At 69.7% G+C, this 17,695-nt stretch carries 17 protein-coding genes; 10 read left to right on the top strand and 7 right to left on the bottom strand.

Features of this window, described 5'->3' with window-relative positions; translation table 11 throughout:
* Positions 1-73: 73 nt before the first annotated feature.
* Positions 74-1,057, bottom strand: a complete 984-nt coding sequence (locus tag BP68_RS10180; RefSeq protein WP_496371289.1) for a methyltransferase domain-containing protein — start codon at positions 1,055-1,057, stop codon at positions 74-76.
* A gap of 131 nt (positions 1,058-1,188) precedes the next feature.
* The gene (gene lplT, locus BP68_RS10175; protein ID WP_496371287.1) at positions 1,189-2,466 is read right to left on the bottom strand and encodes a lysophospholipid transporter LplT; all 1,278 of its coding nucleotides are present in this window, start codon (positions 2,464-2,466) and stop codon (positions 1,189-1,191) included.
* A gap of 139 nt (positions 2,467-2,605) precedes the next feature.
* On the opposite strand from lplT, the gene alr reads away from it, so the two are divergent.
* The 4 genes from alr (at position 2,606) to BP68_RS10155 (ending at position 7,553) form a co-directional block, all read left to right on the top strand.
* A complete protein-coding gene (gene alr / locus BP68_RS10170) occupies positions 2,606-3,706 on the top strand; it encodes an alanine racemase (protein ID WP_496371285.1) in 1,101 nt (366 codons plus the stop codon).
* A 9-nt stretch (positions 3,707-3,715) separates the two neighbouring features.
* The gene (locus BP68_RS10165) at positions 3,716-4,555 is read left to right on the top strand and encodes a hypothetical protein (RefSeq protein ID WP_496371283.1); all 840 of its coding nucleotides are present in this window, start codon (positions 3,716-3,718) and stop codon (positions 4,553-4,555) included.
* 202 nt (positions 4,556-4,757) lie between these two features.
* On the top strand, positions 4,758-5,777 hold the full coding sequence (locus BP68_RS10160) for a cytochrome-c peroxidase (protein WP_496371281.1): 1,020 nt from the start codon (positions 4,758-4,760) through the stop codon (positions 5,775-5,777).
* Between the two features lie 189 nt (positions 5,778-5,966).
* Positions 5,967-7,553 carry an ABC transporter substrate-binding protein gene (locus BP68_RS10155; RefSeq protein WP_496371279.1) on the top strand — a complete coding sequence of 529 codons (1,587 nt, stop codon included), beginning with the start codon at positions 5,967-5,969 and terminating at the stop codon, positions 7,551-7,553.
* A 62-nt stretch (positions 7,554-7,615) separates the two neighbouring features.
* Here the strand turns inward: BP68_RS10155 and fahA are convergent, their stop codons facing one another.
* Positions 7,616-8,890, bottom strand: coding sequence for a fumarylacetoacetase (gene fahA, locus BP68_RS10150; protein ID WP_496371277.1), 1,275 nt, complete (start codon positions 8,888-8,890; stop codon positions 7,616-7,618).
* A 22-nt stretch (positions 8,891-8,912) separates the two neighbouring features.
* Positions 8,913-9,908, bottom strand: a complete 996-nt coding sequence (locus tag BP68_RS10145) for a Bug family tripartite tricarboxylate transporter substrate binding protein (protein ID WP_496371275.1) — start codon at positions 9,906-9,908, stop codon at positions 8,913-8,915.
* A 127-nt stretch (positions 9,909-10,035) separates the two neighbouring features.
* Between BP68_RS10145 and BP68_RS10140 the strand changes: the two genes are divergently transcribed.
* Positions 10,036-10,815, top strand: coding sequence for an IclR family transcriptional regulator (locus BP68_RS10140; protein ID WP_496371273.1), 780 nt, complete (start codon positions 10,036-10,038; stop codon positions 10,813-10,815).
* Positions 10,816-10,846: 31 nt separating this feature from the next.
* Here the strand turns inward: BP68_RS10140 and BP68_RS10135 are convergent, their stop codons facing one another.
* The 3 genes from BP68_RS10135 to BP68_RS10125 form a co-directional block, all read right to left on the bottom strand.
* Complete coding sequence (locus BP68_RS10135; protein ID WP_496371271.1) at positions 10,847-11,248, bottom strand: Rid family hydrolase; 402 nt, start codon at positions 11,246-11,248, stop codon at positions 10,847-10,849.
* Between the two features lie 162 nt (positions 11,249-11,410).
* Positions 11,411-12,037 (bottom strand): glutathione S-transferase family protein, encoded by a 627-nt coding sequence (locus BP68_RS10130; protein ID WP_496371269.1) that lies wholly within the window; start codon positions 12,035-12,037, stop codon positions 11,411-11,413.
* Between the two features lie 60 nt (positions 12,038-12,097).
* A complete protein-coding gene (locus BP68_RS10125) occupies positions 12,098-13,075 on the bottom strand; it encodes a 2-dehydropantoate 2-reductase (RefSeq protein WP_496371267.1) in 978 nt (325 codons plus the stop codon).
* A gap of 65 nt (positions 13,076-13,140) precedes the next feature.
* On the opposite strand from BP68_RS10125, the gene radA reads away from it, so the two are divergent.
* The 5 genes from radA to BP68_RS10100 all read left to right on the top strand — a co-directional run bounded on the left by radA (position 13,141) and on the right by BP68_RS10100 (position 17,693).
* Positions 13,141-14,529, top strand: coding sequence for a DNA repair protein RadA (gene radA / locus BP68_RS10120; protein ID WP_496371265.1), 1,389 nt, complete (start codon positions 13,141-13,143; stop codon positions 14,527-14,529).
* Positions 14,530-14,635: 106 nt separating this feature from the next.
* Positions 14,636-15,076, top strand: coding sequence for a glycerate kinase (locus BP68_RS10115; protein WP_496371263.1), 441 nt, complete (start codon positions 14,636-14,638; stop codon positions 15,074-15,076).
* A gap of 43 nt (positions 15,077-15,119) precedes the next feature.
* Positions 15,120-16,058, top strand: coding sequence for a branched-chain amino acid transaminase (locus tag BP68_RS10110; RefSeq protein WP_496371261.1), 939 nt, complete (start codon positions 15,120-15,122; stop codon positions 16,056-16,058).
* A 3-nt stretch (positions 16,059-16,061) separates the two neighbouring features.
* Positions 16,062-16,268, top strand: coding sequence for a zinc-finger domain-containing protein (locus tag BP68_RS10105; protein WP_496371259.1), 207 nt, complete (start codon positions 16,062-16,064; stop codon positions 16,266-16,268).
* 105 nt (positions 16,269-16,373) lie between these two features.
* The gene (locus BP68_RS10100; protein WP_496371257.1) at positions 16,374-17,693 is read left to right on the top strand and encodes an O-antigen ligase family protein; all 1,320 of its coding nucleotides are present in this window, start codon (positions 16,374-16,376) and stop codon (positions 17,691-17,693) included.
* Positions 17,694-17,695 lie beyond the last annotated feature (2 nt).

The raw sequence follows: 17,695 nt of genomic DNA, 5'->3' as shown, positions 1-17,695 counted from the left end.
GCATGGTAGCGGTGAACGGCTAGGCGAGCGGCGCAGTGCGCCTTTCGGGCGGGGGCGGGCAAGGCCCCATGGGTCAGCCGCCGCCGCGGTACAAGCCGATCAGCGCGCGGTCGGTGATGGGCCGTGCGGCCCTCTGGCCGAAGAAGTACACCCCGCCGGCGCCATCGCCGCCGGACGGATGGCGCAGCGTGAGGGGGTCCAGCCAGCGCCACGGCAGCGACAGCAGGATGCCGCTGAAGTTGAGCAGGCGGCGGGACCAGCGCCCCCCCGCGAAGCTGAGGAGGAACGCATGCCCTGCCGCGCCCAGCACCCAGCCCGGCCCCAGGGCCGGGCCCGAGGCGATCTCCGCGTAATGCCGGAAGAGGCGGCGGTGCCCCAGCGGGGTGAAGCGGGTGAAATCGTAGGCGCCCATGTGGACGGGCTGCAGGAACGGCGTGACGGCGTAGACCCACCCGTCGGGGACCAGCACCCGGCGCATTTCCGCCTCGACCCGCTGCGGGTCGACGACATGCTCGAGGACCGCGACGGCCACCACCATGTCGAAGCTGGCGTCGGCGAAGGGCAGGTCGTGGGCATCGGCGATGCACGCGATGCCGTCGGAGAACGACACATCGGTGTAGGTGAAGTCGGCCGCATGGTCGAAGCGCACCACGCCGGCGCCGATCACGAGGATGCGGGGCCGGCCGCGCTGGCGGCAGACCGCCTGGATGGCCGCCGCGGAGGAGGTGCCGGCGGAGGCCGGGCCGCAGTCGTGCAGGAACCGCATCAGCTTGCGGTAGCGGCCCCGCAGTCCCTGGGCGTCATCGACGCCGGTGCCGTAAGAGGCGCCCTCATAGGTGGCGGCATCGGTGAAGTCGTCGCGCGCGAACACCGAGCGTTCGTCGACGATGAGCACGGGCGTGCCGCGCCGCACGGGGTAGGTCTGCCCGCACCCGGCGCAGCGCAGCGTGCCCGCCGCGGGGTGCAGCGCCGCGCCGTGGCATGCGGGGCACCACAGCGGCGGCGCAGGCACCGGTGCGCCGCAGGCCGGGGAGGCGTGGGGGGACTCCTGATCCATGGCGTCTTCCTCCTTGGCACAGGCCATGCCATCCGCAGGGGAGGGCATGCCGACGTATGCATTGTGCCGGCGAAGCGCGCGCGGCGGGCGGGAAGAACGACCCCCGGGCCCAGGGCCCGCGGCAGGGGCGGTCAGTGATGATCGCGGCGCGCGATCGTGAGCAGGTGCTCCAGCTCCTCGCCGTGGCGGCGCGTGTTGTGCGCATGCCAGCGCTGGATGATCCACATCACGCCGGCCACCACCAGGCCAAAGGCCGTGATCGCGCCGAAGGCCGACAGCCCGAACTTGGTGGACAGGCTGTAGAACGCGCCCATGCCGAGGATGGCGGCCTGCTCGTTGAAGTTCTGCACGGCGATGGAGCGGCCCGCGCCCATGAGGTTGTGGCCGCGGTGCTGCAGCAGCGCATTCATGGGCACGACGAGAAAGCCGCCCAGCCCGCCGAGCACGATGAGGAAGGGAATCGCGAGCCAGATGTTGTCGATGAAGTTCATCAAGATCACCAGCAGGCCCATGGCGATGCCCATCGGAATCACGCGCGTGGCCACGTCCAGGCGCATGTGCATGGAGGCCAGCACCGCGCCCGCCGCCGTGCCGATGGCCACCACGCCCACCAGGGCCGAGGCCTGGGTGGTGCTGTAGCCCAGGGCGGCGGCGCTCCAGGCCAGCACGATGTAGCGCAGATTGCCCGACACGCCCCAGAACAGCGTGGTGGTGGACAGCGAGATCTGCCCCAGCTTGTCGCGCCACAGGCGCCCGTTGCAGGTCCAGAAGTCGGGCAGCAGCGCGAGGGGGTTAGACGGCATGGGGCGCATCTCCACGCCGGTGAGCGGTATGCGCAGGTTGAACCAGGCGGCCAGCGCGTACACCGGCACCAGGGCCAGGATGGCGGCCTCTGCCGGCAGGTCGATGCCCAGGTCCATGCCGGGCATGTCCAGGGCCAGCAGCACGCCCGAGATGTGCGGCGCCACGAGCTGCCCCCCCACGAGCACGCCCAGGATGATGGAGGCGATGGTCAGCCCCTCGATCCAGCCATTGGCCTTGACCAGCTGCGAGGCCGGCAGCAGCTCGGTGAGGATGCCGTACTTGGCCGGCGAGTAGGCGGCGGCGCCCAGCCCCACCACCGCGTAGGCCAGCAGCGGGTGGTGGCCGAACAGCATCATCAGGCAGCCCGCCACCTTGATGGCATTGCTGATGAACATCACCCGCCCCTTGGGCATGGAGTCGGCAAACGCCCCCACCCACGGCGCCAGCACCACATAGAACAGCGCAAACATGGGCACCAGGGCGGCGCGCTGCCATTCGGGGGCGCCACTGGTGCGCAGCAGTTCCACCGCGGTCACGAACAATGCGTTGTCTGCCAGCGAGCTGAAAAACTGCGCCGACATGATGGTGTAGAAACCGCGCTTCATCGGATGGCTGGTGCTCCATCAGCGGGACTGATGGATTGTGAAAATTCGAAACACTCCGAGGAGCGACGGGCGGTTATATCACGCACCCTCGCGGGGCCAGTGCCAGAATGGCCTCCTTCCGCTCCGTAGAAACACCGCCATGCCGCGCCCCATCCTCGCCACGATTTACCCCGCCGCCGTTCAGCACAACCTGGAGTGCGCACGCCGCGCGGCGCCCGACGCGCGCCTGTGGGTCGTGGTCAAGGCCAATGCCTACGGCCACGGCATCGAGCGCGTGTTCGAGGGCCTGCGCTCGACCGACGGCTTTGCGTTGCTGGACCTGGCTGAGGCCGAGCGCGTGCGCGCCCTGGGCTGGCGCGGCCCCATCCTGCTGCTGGAGGGCGTGTTCGAGCCGCGCGACCTGGAGGCCTGCTCGCGCCTGTCGCTGTGGCATGTGGTGCACTGCGACGAGCAGATCGACTGGCTGGCCGCGCACAAGACCCAGGTGCCGCATCGCGTGTTCCTGAAGATGAATACGGGCATGAACCGCCTGGGCTTCACGCCCGAGCGCTACCGCTCGGCCTGGGCCCGGCTCAACGCCCTGCCGCAGGTGGACGAGATCTCGTTCATGACCCACTTCAGCGACGCCGACGGCCCGCGCGGCATCGCCCACCAGGTGCAGGCCTTCCACCATGCCACGCAGGACCTGCCAGGCGAGCGCTGCATCTCCAACAGCGCCGCCATCCTGCGCCACGGCGGCGAGACGCCGGTGCGCCTGGACTGGGTGCGCGCCGGCATCGTGCTCTACGGCAGCGCACCCGACCATCCCGAGCGCACCAGCGCGGACTGGAACCTGCAGCCGGCCATGACGCTGGCCTCGCGCGTCATCGGCGTGCAGCACCTGCAGGCCGGGGACACGGTGGGCTATGGCTCGCGTTTCACGGCCGAGGGGCCGCTCACCATCGGCATCGTGGCCTGCGGCTACGCCGACGGCTACCCGCGCCACTGCGGCACCGGCACGCCGGTGCTGGTGAACGGTGTGCGCACGCGCACCATCGGCCGCGTGAGCATGGACATGCTCGTCGTGGACCTCACGCCCGTGCCGGGCGCCGGCATGGGCGCCGAGATCACGCTCTGGGGCCGCGCCGGCAATGGCGCGCTGCTGCCCATCGACGAGGTGGCGCAGGCCGCGGGCACCGTGGGCTACGAACTCATGTGCGCCCTGGCGCCGCGCGTGCCCGTGGCGGTCGCGCAGGACTGAGCACCGCACATGGCACGCTCCCGCAGACGGCCGGGCAGCGGCCCATGGCACCGCCTGCGCCTGCCGCAGCGCACGCTGGCGGACGGCCTGCGCCGGCGCCACAGCCTGCGCTTGCATGGCTGGTGCATCGGCAGCTTCACGCTGGCCGTGATGTGGGGCGTGGCCCACGCGCAGATGCTGCTGGGCGTGCAGTCGCTCGCGCTGCGCTACCTGGCCACGCTGGGCATGGGCTATCTGGCCTATCTGCTGGTGCTGCGCCTGTGGGCCGCGTGGCTGCTGCGGTCCCGCAGCGAGGGCGACGGCGGCTGGCTGGACGGCGTGGACCTGCTGCCCGACATCGGTGCGGGCGCTGGGCGCAGCGGTGGCGCTCCTGCCGCCCCGCGCAGTGGCGGCGGAGGGGACTTCGGCGGTGGTGGCGCCAGCGGCGAATGGACCGCCCTGTCCGACGGCGCCGATGCCGCCGGCCTGGCCGATGGCCTCGGGGACGCGGCATCGGGTGCGCTGGAGGCCGCGGGCAGCGCCGACGAGGGTGCGGTGGTGGTCGTGCCCGTGATGGCCATCTTTTTGCTGGGTACGGCCGTGCTGCTGGGGGCGGGTGCGCTGGCCTGGCTGTATTTCGGCTCCGAGGTGCTGCTGGCCGTGGCGGTGGAGGTCGCCTTTTCCGTGGCCACGGCACGCGCCATGATGGGGGCGGAGCGCGCGGGCTGGCTCGGCGCCGCCTGGCGCCTGACCTGGAAGCCCCTGCTGGGTGCGCTGCTGTGCGCGGTGGCGCTGGGCGCCATGCTGGACCACTTCGTGCCGCAGGCGCGTTCGCTGCCCCACGCGGTGCAGCTGCTGCGCGGCCACTGAGCCCGCCCGCGGGCCGAAGCGCCGGCGGGAATAACCATTTCGCCGAAAATGTCTTTCGGTTTGTTCTTCATCAACTGCGGGCCGCGGGTCTTCCCGAAGAATGGGCCCACAGCGAACACCTGCTGTGCGCCCGCAGGGCGCCGCCGGGGTACTCGGGCGTACAGCGCTTTGACCGTTCGCTGGCCAAGAAATGGAGTTCTCGATGAAAAACAAGTCCCCTTCCGCTGGCCGTGCCGTCCGGTTCCTGCTGGGCGCGGTGTCCGTTGCCGCACTGCTGGCCACGGGCAGCGTACGCGCCCAGGAGCCCGTGCAGCCGATTGCCGCGGCCAAGGTCACTCAGCCCGCGAAGGTCGCGCTGGGCCAGAAGCTGTGGTTCGATCCACGCCTGTCGCGCTCGGGCTTCATCTCGTGCAACTCGTGCCACAACCTCAGCATGGGCGGCTCGGATAACCTCAAGACATCCATCGGCGACAAGTGGCAAAAGGGCCCCATCAACTCGCCCACGGTGCTCAACTCCAGCCTGAACCTGGCCCAGTTCTGGGACGGCCGCGCCAAGGACTTGAAGGAACAGGCCGGCGGCCCCATCGCCAACCCGGGCGAGATGGCCTTCTCGCACGATCTGGCGGTGGACATGCTGCGCTCCATTCCGCAGTACGTGGCCGAGTTCCAGAAGGTCTTCGGCCATGACAAGCTCACCATCGACGAGGTGACCTCTGCCATCGCCGCGTTCGAGGAGACCCTGGTCACGCCCAATTCGCGCTTCGACCAATGGCTCAAGGGCGACAAGAAGGCCATCACGGCGCAGGAGCTGCGCGGCTACCAGCTGTTCAAGGGCTCGGGCTGCGTGGCCTGCCACAACGGTCCCAACCTGGGCGGCAACTCGTTCCAGAAGATGGGCCTGGTCGAGCCCTACAAGACGGACAACCCGGCCGAGGGCCGCTCCGCCGTGACCGGCAACGACGCGGAACGCTTCAACTTCAAGGTGCCGACGCTGCGCAACGTGGAGCTGACCTACCCCTACTTCCACGACGGCGCCGCCGATACGCTGGCCGAGGCCGTGGACACCATGGGCCGCATCCAGCTGGGCAAGAAGTTCAGCGCGCAGGAAAACGCCGACATCGTGGCCTTCCTGAAGACGCTGACGGGCGACCAGCCCAAGATCGCCATGCCGATACTGCCGCCCTCCAGCGACAAGACCAAGCGGCCTCAGCCCTTCGACTGATTCGCGACAACAACGAAAGCCGGCCCGCGCTTGCAGGCCTTTCCAAGGCCGGGGCTCTGCGGGGGGCGCCGGCCTTTTTTGCTTGCCGCGCGGGCAGCGCAGGCATATGCATACAACCAGACGGTCGTTCGTGGTTGCCCGAGACCGGGTCATAGTGGCGCATCTTCGGCTTTCCGTTGTCCCATTGCCATGCGATTCCACAAGACCCTTCTCGCGGCCGCCGCCGTGGCTGCCGCCCTGCCGCTGGTGGCGCAGGCCTCCACCTTTCGCTTCGCGCGCTCGACCGACCTGTCCTCCTGGGACATTCATGCCCATAACGTGGGGGTGAACAACGCGCTGCACTCGGCGGTGTATGAGACCCTGGTCGAGTACAACAGCAAGACCTTCAAGCCCGAGCCGCAACTGGCGACCGAGTGGAAGCGCCTGAGCCCCACGCAGCTGCGCATCACGCTGCGGCAGGGCGTGCGGTTCAGCGACGGCTCCCCGTTCACGGCCGAAGACGTGAAGTTCTCGCTGGAGCGCGCCAAGGCCAAGACCTCGAACTATGCCGTGTATACGCAGGGCATAGACCGCGTGGAAGTGGTGGACGCCACCACCATCGACATCTTCTCGGACATCCCCAACCCTGTGCTGGTGAACCAGCTCACCGAGCTGCGCATCATGAGCAAGCCCTGGGCCGAGCGGCACAACACCACGGCGCCCAAGGACATCAAGGCCAGCGACGAGCCCTATACCCACCGCAACGCGCTGGGGACGGGGCCGTTCGTGCTCCGTTCCTGGTCTGCCGACCAGCGCACCGTGCTCTCCGCCAATCCGCACTGGTGGGGCAGGGGCCAGTTCAGCGGCAACGTGACGGACATTGTCTACACGCCCATCAAGTCCGATGCCACGCGCACGGCCGCGCTGCTGTCGGGCGAGGTCGACTTCGTGCTCGATCCCAGCCTACAGGACGTGGTGCGCATCCGACAGCAGCCGAACCTGAAGGTGCTCGACGGCGCCGAGAACCGCACCATTTTCCTGGGCATGGACCAGTTCCGTGACGAGCTGCAGAACTCCAACGTGAAGGGTAAGAACCCGCTCAAGGACCTGCGGGTGCGCAAGGCGCTGTACCAGGCCATCGACATTGCGGCCATCCAGCGCGTGGTGCTACGCGGACTGGCCCAGCCCACGGGAGCGCTCATCGCGCGCCAGGTGAACGGCTGGACGCCCAAGGCCGACGTACGTTGGCCCTACGACCCCGCCACCGCGCGGAAATTGCTGGCCGAGGCCGGCTACCCGCAAGGCTTCGAGGTGGACTTCGCCTGCAGTGCGGGCCGCTACATCAACGACGAGCAGCTGTGCCAGGCCATCACTGCGCAGTGGGCCAAGGTGGGCGTTCAGGCCAGGCTGCGCACGCTGCCGTTCGCCACGTACTTTCCGATGATCCAGCGCTACGAGGCCAGCATTTACCTGCTTGGCTGGGGGGTGCCCACGTTCGACGCGTTGTATTCGCTGCAATCGTTGGTGCGCTCGCCGGGCGCCGGCGGTGACGGCAACTTCAATCTGGGCCGTTTCAGTGATCCGCAACAGGACGCATTGATCGAACGCATCAAGAAGGAAACCGATGCGGCCACGCGCAACGGACTCATCGAGCAAGCGCTGGTGCGGGACCACCAGCTCATCTCGCACATCCCGCTCTACAACCAGATCATTCCGTGGGCGGCCACGAAGAAGGTGGAGATCATCCACCGCGCGGACAACCGCATCGACTGGCGCTCGCTGAAAGTCGGGAAATAAGCGCCCCTGGGCCGCGTTGCGCTGTCCGACCTCTTTCGCAGCGCAGCGCGCCGGGGGCTTGATCAGCTGCTGATCGTGGCGCTGGCCTCGCCCAGGCCGATGCGCACGGCGCCCGGGCGTTCGCACCAGCCACGCAGCGTGAGCGTGTCGCCGTCTTCCAGAAAGCTGCGCTGCTCGCCGTTGGGCAGCTGCACGGGTCGCTGGCCCGCCACGGCCAGTTCCAGCAGCGAGCCCGCTTCGTCCGTCCCGGGGCCCGAGAGCGTGCCCGAGCCGAGCAGGTCCCCGCTGTGCAGATTGCAGCCGTTCACCGTGTGGTGCGCCACGAGCTGCGCGGGCGTCCAGTACGCGGCGCGCGTGGTGTCGGTGCGCGACAGCACCGCAGGCGCCATGCCCTCGGCGCGCATGCGGGCCGTTTGCAGCAGCACCTCCAGCGTGATCGCGAACGCGCCCTGCGCGCGGTTGTCCGCCGAGTCCAGGTAGGGCAGGGGCTGCGGGTCGCCCTCGGGCCGCGTGAACGGCGCGCGGAACGGCGCCAGCGCCTCCAGCGTCACCACCCAGGGCGAGAGGGTGCTGGCGAAGTTCTTCGACAGGAACGGGCCCAGCGGCTGGTATTCCCAGCCCTGGATGTCGCGCGCGCTCCAGTCGTTGAACAGCGCTACGCCGAACAGGTGCTGCTCGGCCTCGCCGATGGCGATGGGCTCGCCCTGCGCGTTGCCCTGGCCGATGAACCAGCCCAGCTCCAGCTCGTAGTCCAGCCGCCGGCTGGGCGCGAGCACGGGCGCCGCCGCATCCGCCGCCTTGAGCTGGCCCATGGGCCGCTTCACCTGCCCGCCGTTCGCACCACTCACGCCGATCGACGAGGCGCGGCCGTGGTAGCCGATGGGCACCCACTTGTAGTTGGGCAGCAGCGGGTTGTCGGGGCGGAACTGCCGGCCCACGTTGGTGGCGTGGTGCACGCTGGTGTAGAAGTCGGTGTAGTCGCCGATGCGGCAGGGCAGCAGCATCTCGGCCTGCGCCTGGGGCACCAGCGCCTGCTGCCATGCGGCCTGCAGGGCGCTGCCCGCGGCGAGGCCCTGCGACAGCCGGGCGCGCAGCACCTGCCGCTGCGCGGGTGCGGCGGCCATGAGGGCGTTCATGTCGTCGGTATCCACCAGGCCTACGGCGCGCAGGTCGAGGATCTGGTCGCCAATCGCCACGCCGATCCGCGCCGCGCCGCCTGCCACCCGGAAGCGCCCGAACGGCAGGTTCTGGATGGGGAAGTCGCAGCCCGCCACGTTGGCGGAGGCGACCCAGCTGTGCAGGCGCGGGTCGTGGGTGGCGTCGGTGTGCAGGGCCATGGCGGTGTCTCCGGTCGGTGCGTCAGTCGGCGGCCATGTGGGCGTCGCGCGCCACCTTGCCCAGGCGCTCGTATTCGCGCTGGGTCAGGGCGCCGAACTCGGCGGCCGTGGAGCCGCGGGGCGTGAAGCCGGCGGCCAGCAGCTTGTCCTTCACGGCCGGTTCGGCCAGCGCGTCCTGCAGCGCCTTTTCCAGGCGCTGCACCACGGCGGCGGGCATGCCCGCGGGGCCGTACACGCCGAACCAGGGTTCGACCGCGTAGTCGGCAAGGCCCGCCTCGGCCAGCGTGGGCACGTCGGGCAGCGCGGGCGAGCGCTGCGAGCCGGCCACCGCCAGCGCCTTGAGCTTGCCCGACTGGATGTGCGGCAGCGAGGCCGGCAGGTTGTCGAACGCCACGGGCACCTGGCCCGCGATCAGGTCGGTGATCAGCGGCGCGCTGCCCTTGTAGGGCACATGCGTCAGCTCGGTCTTGCTGACCTGCCCGAACAGCACGCCCGCCAGGTGCATGGAGGTGCCCGCGCCCGCGGTGGAATAGGGCAGGCCGGGGTTCTTGCGTGCATGCGCGATCAGCTCGGCCACGTTCTTCACGGGCAGGGCGGGGCCCACTTCCAGCACGATGGTGGAGTTGCCCAGCTGGCCGATGGGCGTGAAGTCCTTGCGCGGGTCGAACGGCATCTTCTTGTAGATGTGCGGGTTCAGCGCGTTGGTGGAGATGGCGCCCATGCCCACGGTGTAGCCGTCGGGCGCGGCCTTGGCCACGGCGTCCATGCCGATGTTGCCGCCCGCGCCGCCCCGGTTCTCGATCACCACGGGCTGGCCCAGCGTCTGCGCCATGCGCGCGCCCACGGTGCGCGCCACCAGGTCGGTGGTGCCGCCCGCCGCATAGGGCACGATGAAGCGGATCGGCTTGGCCGGGAAGGCGTCCTGCGCGGCCAGCGGGCCGGCGGCGCACAGCAGCGCGGCGGTGGCGGCGCCCAGCAGGGCGCGGCGTGGCAGGGCGTTGGCAAGGGTGCGGTGCATGTTGTCTCCTGTGGAATGAAAAGGCCGCGCGTGGCGTGGTGGTTGTCGTCGGAGTCGATTGTTGCGATCGGTGCGCTTCCTACAATCGCTTTTTCCACTGGATGGACAACGGCAACCCTGGAGACGCATGACCACCCTGGTGCTCGACCGCGCGCTGCGCATCCTCGACCAGCTCTCGCGCTACGACGCGCGCGGCCTGTCGCTGTCGGACATTGCCCGGCAGTCCGGCATACCGCACCCCACCGTGCACCGCCTGCTGCGCGACATGGCGGCCGCGCGCATGGTGACGCAGTTGCCCGATGGCAAGGGCTATGTGCTGGGCCGCCTCACCTTCGAGCACGGCCTGGCCGCGCGGGCGCGGCACGATGTGGCGCCGCTCTTCACCGCCCACCTGCGCCGCCTGGCCGACGCCACGGGCTACGCGGCCTACCTCTTCGTGCTCAGCGGCCATGAGGCCGTGTGCTACGACCACACCAACGTGCAGCGGCTGGACCCGCCGCTCTCCGTCACCGTGGGCGGGCGCCGCCCGCTGGGCGTGGGCGCGGCCGGCCTGGCCCTGATGGCCGCGCAGGACGACGCGCTGGTCGAGGCCGCATTGCAGGCGCATGCCGAGGTGCTGGGCCGCTACGGCGGCCTGGACGTGCCCGCGCTGCGCACGCTGATCGCGCAGACGCGCGCGCTGGGCTATGCGCGCAGCGGCGGCTGCCTCAACACCAACACCGCCGCCGTGGGCCACGCCGTGCGCGATGCGGGCGGGCGGGCCTTCGCGGCGGTGAGCCTGTCCACCACCGTGGCCCGGCTCACCCAGCGCGAGGCGGCGCGGTTGGCGTCGCTGCTGCGCGCGGAGGTCCGGGAGATCGAGCCGCGCGTGCGGTTTGCGTGGAGCGATGGCGAGGCACTGCGCTGAGGGCGTGCCTGGCCCCACGCGGCTGCCGGCGTCAGTCCGTGACGGCCTGCGCCTCGATTTCGATCAGCCATGCGGGGTCGGCCAATCCTGAAACCAGAATCCAGGAAGAAGCCGGCAGGGCCTCGCCAAAAGCCTCATGCAGCGCTTGGGAGATGTCCTTTTGCGACGCCTCGGTGCTGGCATCTGCCCGGATGTAGAGCCGCAGCATGGTCACATCGGCCAGGCTGGCGGGCACTTGCGCCAGCAAGCGCTCGATGCTCTTCAGGCATTGCGTGGCCTGCGCATGCATGCCGACGCAGTGCAGGGACTGGTCGGCATTGGCGGCGACCTGCCCCGACAGGAAGATCTGCTTGGTCCCCGTGGAAACAACCGCCTGGCTGAATCCGTGCTGGGTGCTGTTGAACAAGAAACTGGGATTGATTCTCTGGTGCATTGATATCGGTCGTGAATGTCCTGCCCATGCTGGATGGGCACCGCGGCCAGCGCTCCTTCTCAAGGCCTTGAAGAGGGGGCGCCGTGGGCCGGGCCCGATGGTATCGGGGCGGTATTGTCCCCGGTGTCCGCGCCACTTTGTGCGGCCATGGCCGCGCGCGCTTCAGGCCAGCGCCTGCTGCACCGCCGGGCGTGCCGCCACGCGTTGGGAATGGGCGTGCACCTTGGGGAAGCGGGCGATGTCCACGCCGTCGCCTTTCAGCCAGCCCGCCACGGTGAACAGATAGCCGTCGGCCACGGAGTACTGCTCGCCCAGCACCCAGGGGCCCTGGTCCGCGTGGCCCAGGTAATGCCGTTCGATCACGTCGAAGCACTCGGCCATGTTGGCCGGCACCTTGCGCTGCATGGCGGCCTGGGCCTCGGGCTCGTCGGCCCAGCGGCTGGCGCGCGGGCGGTGGGCGTGGGCCACATGCACGGTGGAGGCGAGGTAGCTGTGGAATTCCTGCATGCGCGCCAGGGCGAAGGGGTCGTCCAGCGGCGCGAGCCGTGCGGCCGCAAAGCGCTGGGCCACGTAGAGCAGCAGCGCGGGCGTTTCGCTGAGCACGCCCCGCTCGGTCACCAGCGCCGGCACGCGGCCCTTGGGGTTGATGGCCAGGTAGGCGGGGCTGCGCTGCTCGCCGGCGGCGAAGTCCAGGCGCACGGCCTCGTGCGGGGCGTTGGCTTCGAGCAGGGCGATGCGCACGGCCTGGGCGCAGGTGCCGGGTGCGTAGTAGAGCGTGAGCTGGGTCATGGTGTTTGCTATGAAAAATGTAGCTGTTTGCGCTTGTTGGATAAGCGCCAGGGCCTGTTTTTAATATAAACCGCGCGTGCGTGCCATGAGCCGCGTGAGGCCCAGCAGCGCGTCGGTGTGCGGGGTGGGCACCTGCGTGAGCTGGCCCAGCTCGCGCACGACGCCCACGAGTGCGTCGATCTCCATGGGCTTGTGGGCCTCCACGTCCTGCAGCATCGAGGTCTTGAACGCGCCCAGCCGGCGCGTGACGGCGTGCCGGTCCTCGGGCCGCTGGTCGATGGGCAGGCCCAGCCGCTCGCCGATGGCCTTGGCCTCCAGCATCACGGCCGAGACGAAGCCGCGCACCAGATCGTCGTCCAGGATGCGGTCGGTGGTGGCGCCGGTGAGGGCGCTGATGGGGTTCATGGTCAGGTTGCCCCAGAGCTTGAACCAGATGTCGCGCTGGATGCGCGGCGAGCGCTCGACCTCGATGCCGCCGCGCGCCAGCCGTTCGGCGATCCGGTCCAGGTGTGCGCCGTCCTGCCCGCCGGGATCGCCCAGGATGAGCTTGTTGCCGAAATGCTGGCGCACCTGGCCGGGGCCGTCGAGCGCGCAGCTGGCGTGCACCACGCCGCCGACCACCTGCGCCTGCGAAAAGGCGCGGGCGATGCCGCCGTCGGCATCCACGCTGGTGAGGGCCTGGCCGCGCGCGGGGCCCTCGCAGCCGGCGGTGAACCACCAGGGCACGCCGTTCATGGCGGTGAGCACCACGGTGCCGGGGCCGATCAGCGGTGCGATGCGTCGCGCCACGTCGGGCAGGGCCGGGGCCTTCACGGCGATGACCACCAGGTCCTGCGCGCCGAGCGCGGCGGGGTCGTCGCTGGCGCGCACGGCCGCCTGGGCCTGGCTGCCGTCGGGGCGGGTGAGGCGCAGGCCGTGGGCCTGCAGTGCGGCCAGGGTGTCTCCGCGCGCGACCAGGCTCAGGTCGCAGCCGGCCTGGGCCAGTGCCAGTCCAAGCCAGCCGCCAATGGCGCCGGCTCCGTAGATGCATGCTTTCATGGGTGGAATGCGGTTCTGGGGAACGGGCCATTGTCCACGCTGGCGCCCGCTATAGTCTGCGCCCCATGGCCAAGGACAAAACCATCTTCACCTGCACCGCATGCGGCGGCACCAGCCCGCGCTGGCTGGGCAAATGCCCGGCCTGCGGGGCCTGGAACACGCTGGTCGAGGGCGTGGCCGAGAGCGCGGGCGGCGGCAAGAACCGGCTGAGCACGGCCGCCGGGCAGTACGCCGGCCTGGCCCAGGCGCAGGCCGTGATGCCGCTGGCGGCCATCGAGGCCACCGAGGTGGCGCGCACGGCCAGTGGCATCGAGGAGCTGGACCGCGTGCTGGGCGGCGGCGTGGTGGAGGGAGGCGTGGTGCTGATCGGCGGCGACCCGGGCATCGGCAAGTCCACCCTGCTGCTGCAGGCCATGGATGCGCTGCACCGCGTGGGCCTGCCCACGCTGTACGTGACGGGCGAGGAAAGCGGCGCGCAGGTGGCGCTGCGCTCGCGCCGCCTGGGGCTGGACCACAGCCAGGTGAACGTGCTGGCCGAGATCCAGCTGGAGAAGATCCTGGCCACCATCGAGGCCACGCAGCCCGCCGTGGCGGTGATCGACTCCATCCAGACCATCTACTCGGACCAGCTCACCAGCGCGCCGGGCTCGGTGGCCCAGGTGCGCGAGTGCGCGGCGCACCTCACGCGCATGGCCAAGGCCACGGGCATCGCCATCATCCTGGTGGGCCATGTGACCAAGGAGGGCGCGCTGGCCGGCCCGCGCGTGCTGGAGCACATGGTGGACACGGTGCTGTACTTCGAGGGCGACACGCACAGCAGCTTCCGCCTGGTGCGGGCCATCAAGAACCGCTTTGGCGCGGTGAACGAGATCGGCGTGTTCGCCATGACGGAAAAGGGCCTCAAGGGCGTGACCAACCCCAGCGCCATCTTTCTGTCCCAACACAGCGAGCCCGTGCCCGGCAGCTGCGTGCTAGTCACGCTGGAAGGCACGCGGCCGCTGCTGGTGGAGATCCAGGCCCTGGTCGACGGCGGCGGGCCCAGCCCGCGGCGCCTGTCGGTGGGCCTGGAGCGTGACCGCCTGGCCATGCTGCTGGCGGTTTTGCACCGCCATGCGGGCGTGGCCTGCGCGGACCAGGACGTGTTCGTCAACGCCGTGGGCGGCGTGCGCATCAGCGAGCCCGCGGCCGACCTGGCGGCGATGCTGGCCATCACCAGCAGCCTGCGCGGGCGCGCCCTGCCCAAGGGGTTCATCGCCTTCGGCGAGGTGGGGCTGGCCGGCGAGGTGCGCCCCGCGCCGCGCGGCCAGGAGCGGCTGAAGGAGGCCGCCAAACTGGGCTTCACCGTGGCCGTGGTGCCCAAGGCGAACGCGCCCAAGAAGCCCATTCCGGGGTTGGAGATCCACGCCGTGGAGCGCGTGGAGGAGGCCATGGCCGCCGTGCGCGGCCTGGCCTGACCGGCGCGGGACGGCCCGCCGCCGGCGGACAGGCCGTCCGCCAGGCGGCCGGCCGCTACGCAGCTTCCACAGCCGGGCGCCCCATGGCGCGTAGGACAATGCGGCCATGAATTTGCGCAAGATCCTCGTGCCACTGGGCATCGTCGCCCTCGTAATCGCCGCCTACCGCGCCTATGGCGGGCAGGGCATTCTCACGGTGAGCGGCGGCCTGGTCATGTGGGCGCTGCTGCACTTCACGCGCCTCATGAACGTGATGCAAAAGGCCCGCAACAACCCCATCGGCTATGTGGGCAGCGCCGTGATGCTCAATGCCAGGCTCAAGCCCGGCGTGAACCTGATGCATGTCGTCGCCATGACGCGCGCGCTGGGCGAGCAGCTGTCCGCCGAGGGCCAGCAGCCCGAGCTCTTCCGCTGGACCGACGGCACGCATTCGCACGTGACCTGCGAGTTCGTCAACGGCCGGCTGGCGCGCTGGGAGCTGGTGCGCCCCGCGCCGCAGGAGGACGCCGTGCCGGCGGCCCCTTCCCTACCGGCCGGCGAATCGTAAAATCACCGGCTTTGCGACCTTCGCAGTTCTCTAAAGGATCCCCATGAGCCCCGTTGTTCCCTCCATGGCCGACCGTGACGGCAAGATCTGGATGGATGGCCAGATGGTGGACTGGCGCGACGCCAAGATCCACGTGCTGACCCACACGCTGCACTACGGCTGCGGCGCCTTCGAAGGCGTGCGCGCCTACAACACCGTGAACGGCACGGCCATCTTCCGCCTGGAGGAGCACACCGACCGCCTGTTCAACAGCGCCAAGATCCTGCGCATGCAGCTGCCCTTCACCAAGGAAGAGGTGAACGAGGCCCAGAAGGCCGTGGTGCGCGAGAACAAGCTCGAGTCCTGCTACCTGCGCCCGCTGACCTGGATCGGCTCGCAAAAGCTCGGCGTCTCCCCCAAGGGCAACCAGATCCACCTGATGGTGGCGGCCTGGGCCTGGGGCGCCTACCTGGGCGAGGAAGGCATGAAGCGCGGCATCCGCGTCAAGACCAGCAGCTATACGCGCCACCACGTCAACATCACGATGACGCAGGCCAAGGCCGTGAGCAACTACAGCAACTCCATCCTGGCCAACATGGAAGCCACGGACGACGGCTACGACGAGGCCCTGCTGCTGGACGCCGCCGGCTTCGTGTCCGAAGGTGCGGGCGAGAACATCTTCGTCGTGAAGAACGGCGTGATCTACACGCCCGACCTGTCGGCCGGCGCGCTCAACGGCATCACGCGCAACACCATCTTCCACATCGCCAAGGACCTGGGCCTGGAGATCGTGCAAAAGCGCATCACGCGCGACGAGGTGTACATCGCCGACGAGGCCTTCTTCACCGGCACGGCCGCCGAAGTGACGCCCATCCGCGAGCTCGACCGCATCGAGATCGGCGCCGGCAGCCGCGGCCCCATCACCGAGAAGATCCAGAGCGCGTTCTTTGACATCGTCAACGGCCGCAATCCCAAGTACGCCCACTGGCTCACCAAGGTCTGAACCATGTCGCAAGCAATCGTTGAACTGCTGGCCAAGGACCTGAACGCCCAGGGCGGAGTTTTTTGTCCCAGCCCCAAGGCCGACATGAAGCTCTGGAACAGCCACCCCAAGGTGTACCTGGACGTGGCCCGCACGGGCGAAGCCAAGTGCCCCTACTGCGGCACCGTGTACCGCCTGAAGGCGGGTGAGGTCGTCCACGCCGGGCATTGATGCGGCCTTCGCGCCAAGCGTCTGTCTGCAGCACCGCCGCCGCACCGGCGGTGCTTCCTCGATATCCGCAGGGCTGATCGGCAGGCTCTGGGCTGCGTATCGCTCATGACCCTTGAAACCCTTTTGGGCCCGGGCCCCTGGCCTCGCCGGGTCGCCACCGTGGCGCTGTTCCTGCTGCCTGCGCTGGCCTTGACGGTGCAGTCGGGCTACTCCTACGGCGCTGCACTGCTGCTCATCGGCGCGCTGTGCTCCCTGCACCGGTGGCCCCGCATGGCGCACGACCGCTGGACGTGGAGTCTTGCGGCGACCATGGCCGGGATGGGCGTGCTGTGGTTCGTGCTGGCCAATCCCACGGAAGGCCTGGGGGGAGGGGACCGTCCCTCGAAGTTTGCGTTCGGCATCGCCTGCCTGCTCTTCGTGAGTCTTGCGGCGCCCAGGCCCCGTGCCCAGTTCTGGGGGCTGCTGGCGGGATGCCTGGGGCTGGGCGCGGTGGCGTTGTGGCAGGTGCATGTAGAGGGCTCTCCGCGCGCCTCGGGTTTCCCCACGGGCAGGACCAATGCCATCCAGTGGGGCAACCTGGCGCTGTTGTTGGGCACCATGCTGGCCGTCCAGACCCTGGCACTGCGTGAACACCTGAACCGCTGGGCCGTGGCCCTGGCGTGCCTGGGGGGGCTCCTGGCGCTCAATGCCTCCGTGCTGTCGCAATCGCGGGGTGGCTGGCTGGCGCTGCTGCTGGCCTGCCCCGCGGGGCTGTATCTGCTGTGGCGCTTTTCTCGTCGGGCGCTGTGGCGGGCCCTCGCGGGTGCCGCCGTTGCGCTGCTGGTACTAGGCGCAGCCAACCATGAGGTGTTGTCCGAGCGCTGGGACATCATGGAGAAGGAAGTGCTGATCTATGGCACCCAGCGCGAGGCCGACACCTCGGTGGGCCAGCGGCTGGAGCACTGGCGGTTCGCCTGGGAGGTGGGCCTGGAGAAGCCCTTCCTGGGCTGGGGCATGCGGGGCTATCTGGCAGAGAAGGAAAAGCGCGTGGCGGCGGGGCAGTACGAGCCGTCCATCCTCGAGTACATCTACACCCACAACGAGCCCCTGGACATGTTCATCAAGGCGGGGCTCGCAGGGGTGGCCCTGCTGCTGCTGTTCTATGCGGTGCCGCTGGGCATGTTCTGGCCCACGCGTGCGCGCATGGCCGCCTATGCGCACCAGGACGGCGAGGTGCGCGCGCAGATCCTGGCGCTGCGTCTGGGGGGCGTGTGCATTCCCCTGCTGTACGCGGGATTCGGCATGACGCAGGTCTTCTTTGCGCACAACAGCGGCATCATGTTCTACCTGTTCATGGTCATGCTCACCTGGTCCGCGGTGCGGGGCATGGACGCGCAATACGCAGGGCGCACGGACGCCGTTCCTGCCGCCTCGCCCTCCGCCTGATC

Source organism: Diaphorobacter oryzae DSM 22780 (assembly GCF_059568935.1).
Note: the sequence above shows the minus strand (reverse complement) of the source record. Positions and strands in the feature narration are given on the sequence as shown.